We start from the raw sequence: 5643 nt of genomic DNA, 5'->3' as shown, positions 1-5643 counted from the left end.
GGACGGCACGGCGACCGCGGCCGGCGCGGCGGCTGCGGTGGGGAGGACGGCGGAGGGCAGGGCGGACGGCGCCGCGGCGGCGGCTTGCGCGGGGGCGGCGAGGACGGTCAACCCGGCCACGGCGCACAGGGAGAACCAACGCATACTCGTTGGACCGAGCCGGACTCGCCCGGGTTCCGGGAAAAGCACCGCCCTCGCCGTCCGGCAAGGCGGACGGCGGGGGCGGAGGGCTCCGGAAGGCCGCGCAGGCCCCCGGGGGACGGGGCTCAGGCGGCGCGGGCGCCGGTCCTCGGGTCGAGGATGAGCTTCTTGGCGCGCGGGTGACGGAAGTCGAACATCCCGGTCAGGCTGGTCGCGCGGGCGTCGAACGAGTGGCCGCCGATCCGGCCGAGGGACCAGTTGTCCTCGATGAACCGCAGCACCGACGTCTGCTCGCTGTAGCCGTGGTCGACGTGGTTCACCTTGCTGTACGGCGAGATGACCAGCAGCGGGAGACGCTGGGACGGGCCGCAGCGGTCCTGGAGGCCGCCCGCGACGGGGGCCTTGCCGCACACCGCGGGCGAGTCGGCCGCCGCGTCCCGCGACCCGTTCAGGATGCGCGGCCTCTGGTGGTCGTACCAGCCGTCGGAGTCGTCATAGGCGATGACGATCGCGGTGTCCTTCCAGAACTTCGACTTCTGGACGGCGTTGACGTACTTCACCAGGAAGCGCTGCTCGTCCAGGGGGTCGGAGTAGCCCGCGTGGCCGTCCTGGTAGGCGCCCGCCTTGAGGAAGCTGACCGACGGCAGGTTGCCCGCCTTGAGCGCGGCGTCGAAGTCGGCCAGGTCGTACTGGTGGTTCGCCTGGTCCTGGTGGCCGATCCTCGCGACGGAGGACGGCCGCAGGTGCTTCTCGTTCGCCGTCGACCGGTAGTACTGGAACGGTTCGTGGTGCGGGATGTAGTCGGTGGACGCGATGCCGCCGATGTTCGGGTGGTTCGCGTCGCAGGCCGCGTAGGAGCCGTTCTTGCCGGTCGGCCGGAAGCCGCCCTGGAACCAGCCCCAGGTGACCTTCCGCCGGTTCAGGAGGTCGCCGACGTTCGGACCGGTCATCACGCCCAGGTTGTTGGCCGCGGTGTGGTTCTTCGCCGAGCAGTCGTCGAACGCGGGCTGCGGGTCGTTGATCATCGTCCCGACGCCGTTCTTGTCCGGCGACTGGACGACATAGGGGTCGGTGACCTTCTTGTGCGTCTTGTTGTCCACGGCGTAGATGCCGTGCGTCTGCCCGGACACCAGGTTGATCGCGCCGGGCGAGGACGGCCCGAACACCGTGTCCCACGAGTTGTCGCTCATGGAGTAGTGCTGCGCGTAGTTCCACAGCGCGGTGACGGTGTTGCCGTCGTAGTAGTCCATGACCAGGCCGGGCTCGCCGAACAGGATGGGCTGGCCGCTGCACCTGTCCTTCTCGGTGGACTGGACGAACCTGTCCATCCGTCCCGCGTTCACGGCCTTCTGCTCGGAGCCGTAATTGTGGTCCTGGTCGCAGGTGAGCGCCTGGGACGGCTTCAGCCTCTTGGGGTTGTAGAGGTTCGGGTTGTGCGTGAGCAGGTTCTTGGTGAGACCGTTCACGCGCGGCGTGTTCTTCGCGGCGGTGAACCTGGTGCCGTCGATGTTGGCCGCCTTCGGATAGGTGCCGAAGTAGTGGTCGAACGAGTTGTTCTCGTCGAACAGCACGACCACGTGCTTGATGGGCGTCGCGGTGCGCGCCGCGGCGGCGTCGGTGAACGACTCGCTCGCCGTCAGGGACGTTCCGTGCCCCGCGGCGGTGCCGCACGCCGCGGCGGTGGCGAGCGCGAGCACGCCCGCCGCGACTGAGGCGACCTTGGCGGTGGGACGCCGCCTGGTCCAGTTCCCGGGGGTCATCTCTTCCTCCTGAGCGGGTCACGGCCGCCGGCCTTGCACGGGGGGTCGGCACCGATCACCGGATTGATCTCGGGCGGTATCCCACCAGCGCGCGGCGACGAACTCAAGGGCCGCAGGTGACGGCCGGGTGACCGGCCGGAAACGGGAAGACGAGCACACACGGAAGGTTAGCGGAAGGTTAATTAGGCAAGCGTAATATCAATGTCCGTGCCCGGTGGTCCGTTCGGCGCGCCGACCCGCGTCGACGCGCTTTCACGGCGGTTCGGGATTCAGGAGAGCAGCGCGCGGCCGAGATGGTCGCCCGCGTCCCGGACACCCGGGAGGACGAAGAAGTACCCGCCGCCGAAGGGCCGGACGTAGTCCACGAGCGGCTCGTCCTTCAGGCGGTGCTGGACGGCCTCGAACTGGGACGGGATGTCGCGCTGGTAGCAGGTGAAGACCAGGCCCATGTCGAGGTCGCCCACCGCGTCCACGCCCCGGTCGTAGTTGAACCCGCGGCGCAGGATGCGGCTGCCCGCGGTCGCCGGGGTGCGCGGGTTGGCGAGCCGGATGTGGCTGGTCAACGGGATGATCTTGCCGACCGGGTCGGCGGCGAAGTCCGGCCGGTCGGACTCCCGGTCGCCGTCCAGCGGCGCGCCGGTGTCCCGGGCGCGGCCGATGATCCGCTCCTGCTCGCCGATGCCGATCCGGTCCCAGAACTCGACCAGCATCCGGATCAGCCGGACGACCAGGAAGGTGCCGCCGTCGTCCGTCCAGACCAGGCGGCCGAGCTCGGCGGGCGCGGGGTTGGCGGTGCCGTCGCGGAAGCCCAGCAGGTTGCGCGGGGTGCCGCTCGGCCGGGGCGGGCTGGTGAACCCGTCGATCCGCCACCGGATCTGCGCCGCGCCGCGGGTGTGCCGGGCGATGTCGCGCAGGGCGTGCAGGACGGTGTCCGGATCGCGGGCGGAGAGCTGGAGGCTGAGGTCGCCGTGGCACCACGCCGGGTCGAGCGCGTCGTTGGGGAAGGTCGGCATCGCCGTCAGCCGCGCCGGACGGCGCGCGGCCAGCCCGAAGCGGTGGTCGAACAGCGACGCGCCGACGCCGACGGTGACCAGCAGGTTCCCGCCGGGAACGGACGGCCCGAGCACCCCCGAGTCGGCGGGCGGGCCGGTGATGCCCGCGCCGTCCGGGACTCCCCCGGCGGTCAGCGCGCGGGCCCGGTCGGTGATCGTCCGCATCAGGTCGGTCAGCTCCCGCCGGTTCCCGGCGATCACGTCGAACGCGACGACGGTCGTCCGGGGAAGCGGCGCCTCCTCGACGCCCGCCTGGTGCGCGCCGTGGAAGCCGCGCAGCGGAGGCGGGGCGTCCCGGTGGTCGTCCCCGCCCCCTGACGCGGCGGACGCCCCGGCCGCGACGGACGCCCCGGCCACACCGCCCACTCCGGCGGCCAGTGCCCCGCGCAGGAACGATCGGCGGTCGGTCACGTCATCCTCCAACTCGGCGTCCCGCGACCCGGCGTCCCACGACCCGGCGTCCGTCCGCCCGGCGTGCGTCCGCCCGGCTGCGGCTCGGCGTCCTCCGGGTCATGAGGTGCGGCGGGGCGCGGCGATCTCCGCGATCGGGGCCAGCAGTTCCAGCGCCTGCCCGGTCGCGCCGTTCAGCCGCCGGCGCTCGGCGGCGGACAGGTCCGACAGCGCCGACCGTCCCCTGAGCAGCGCGTCCACACGGTCGAGCCAGGCGTACGCCTCCGGCAGCCGGGGGTAGCGCGTCCGCAGGACGGGGCGCAGGGCGTCGAGCACGAGCCGTGTGCCCGCCACGTTCGCCGCCGCGGTCCGCAGCGAGGTGCCGCTCCCCTGGTCGGCCTCGCCGGTCAGCTCGAACCGCAGCGTGGCCTCGAGGATCTCGTGGGCGCGCAGCGGGAGGTCCGCCGGGTCGAGGCGCTGCCGGGGCAGGTCGGCCCGCAGGTCGCGGACGTCCCGGTCGAGCCGGTCGGCGACGCGGCCGAGCGCCGCCGCGCCCTCGCCGTGCCACAGCCCGTACTCCAGCCGGTGAAAGCCGGTCCAGCCGGGGTCGCGGACGCCGCCCGGCAGCCCCTCCGGACGGCCGTTGATTTCGGTGTCGAAGTCGCCGAACGTCCCGTACGCGGCGCCCAGCCGCTCGTACGCCAGATGCGCGGGCGGCCACGCGCGGCGCGCCTCGCCGAGGTCGCCGGACGCGACCGCCGACCGCAGCGCACCGGTGAGGTCCGCGAGCCGTCCGACGCCCGCCGTCACCTTCGTCCAGTACGCCGCCACCGCGTCGGCCAGGTCGTTCTCGCTCACCGCCGGGACGGCCGGGCCGCCCGGACCGCCGCCGGTGATCCGGACGAGCGGCCCCGTGCGCGGATCGCCCGCGCTGTCGTCGGAGCAGCGCAGCGCGTACTCGCCCGCGCCCAGCGTCACCCGCATCGGCCGCGTCACGCCGGGGCCGAGCCCCTCCAGTTCGGCGTGCACCGCGCCCGCCCGGTCCACCAGCCGGACCTCGGCGATCGCGTTGCCGCTGTTGCGGACCAGGAGCGTCTGCGGTCCGGGGCGCGGACGCGTCCAACCCGTCCCGCAGCGTCCGAGCGTCGCCTCCAGGACCGTGCCGGACGCCCGCGACCGCCCGCCGCCCGGCAGCAGTCCGGCACCGCCCGCGACGGCCGCCGCGACCACGGCGGCGACGGCGGCGGCGGTCAGCGGAACCCACGGGCGCATCGGGAGACTCCATCGATGAGCGGACGAACGCGCACACTCTAGTCCCCGATCCGGGCCCGTCCGCGCCGCTCCGGACCCGTCCGGCCGCCACCGGCTCCGGCCCGTCCTCCCACCCGGTCTCCGCAGGTGAACGCTGGTGAAAAGGTCGGTGAACGGCCCGCGCCGACCGCCCCGGGACCGCGCTCACCTGCACTGACCCGGTGCGAGCGGGGGGATGCGCAGAGTGGGGGCCGAGTTCGCGCGGCGAACCGTGATCATCTAACGTCAGGGCGCATGGCGTGCGCGGTTTTTTTGCGAACACCCGGTGTGGCGCCGACGCGGTGCTGCATCCTACGGATGGTGTCCGAACGCTCGACGGACCGTCGCTGCGGGCCGGTCGCCCCCGTGTCCGGCCCACGTCCGACGCGCGCCGCCACGAGCCCGACCGCGCACCGGACCGTGCGTCTGACCGCGCACCGGACCGTGCGTCTGACCGCGCACCGGACCGTGCGTCCGACCACGCGCCGGACCGCGAGCCGGACGGCGCGTGCGATCGCGAGCCGGACCGCGCGACCGGCCGTGAACCGGACCGCGCGCACGCCGTCCGCCTGACGTCCCCCGCCCCCGCCCCCCACGAGGACCCGATCGATGTCAGCTCCAGTCCCCGCCGGCCGCAGGGGTGACCACGCCCCGCTGGAACGTGCCCTCGCGGTGTGGCTCGTCGCCGTCGTCGTCCTCGGCGCCGGCTGGCTGTACGGCGTCTTCCGGGCCGGGGACGACCTGCGCCCCGTCGTCGTCTGGGGCGGCGGCGCGGCGGCGCTCGCGCTGACCGTGACGATCGCGCTCGCCGCCTACTACTCCGGGGTCGCCGCCCGCGCCGCGCGCGCCGTGCGCACCGACACCGGCGGCGCGGTGGCGCTGGAACGGCAGATCAGCGAGGTCGCCGACTCGACGCTGCCCGCGCTGCTGCACCGGATCGGCGCCGGCGCGTCCGCCGACGCCGCGCTCGCCGAACTGCCGCCGCCCGCCGACCCCGGTCTGCGCCGCGT

3 protein-coding genes and 1 pseudogene are annotated in these 5643 nt (G+C 74.0%); 1 reads left to right on the top strand and 3 read right to left on the bottom strand.

Features of this window, described 5'->3' with window-relative positions:
• Positions 1 to 266: 266 nt before the first annotated feature.
• The 3 genes from DZF91_RS29200 to DZF91_RS29190 all read right to left on the bottom strand — a co-directional run bounded on the left by DZF91_RS29200 (position 267) and on the right by DZF91_RS29190 (position 4615).
• Positions 267 to 1901 (bottom strand): phospholipase C, encoded by a 1635-nt coding sequence (locus DZF91_RS29200; RefSeq protein WP_117360330.1) that lies wholly within the window; start codon positions 1899 to 1901, stop codon positions 267 to 269.
• A 269-nt stretch (positions 1902 to 2170) separates the two neighbouring features.
• On the bottom strand, positions 2171 to 3364 hold the full coding sequence (locus DZF91_RS29195) for a Dyp-type peroxidase (RefSeq protein ID WP_199486964.1): 1194 nt from the start codon (positions 3362 to 3364) through the stop codon (positions 2171 to 2173).
• Positions 3365 to 3463: 99 nt separating this feature from the next.
• The gene (locus DZF91_RS29190; protein WP_117360328.1) at positions 3464 to 4615 is read right to left on the bottom strand and encodes an EfeM/EfeO family lipoprotein; all 1152 of its coding nucleotides are present in this window, start codon (positions 4613 to 4615) and stop codon (positions 3464 to 3466) included.
• Positions 4616 to 5242: 627 nt separating this feature from the next.
• Between DZF91_RS29190 and DZF91_RS29180 the strand changes: the two are divergent.
• A pseudogene (locus tag DZF91_RS29180) lies at positions 5243 to 5643 on the top strand (hypothetical protein); the annotation flags it as partial.

Origin of the sequence: Actinomadura logoneensis, assembly GCF_003428695.1 — a bacterium.
Taxonomy (GTDB): Bacteria; Actinomycetota; Actinomycetes; order Streptosporangiales; family Streptosporangiaceae; genus Spirillospora; species Spirillospora logoneensis.
Note: the sequence above shows the minus strand (reverse complement) of the source record. Positions and strands in the feature narration are given on the sequence as shown.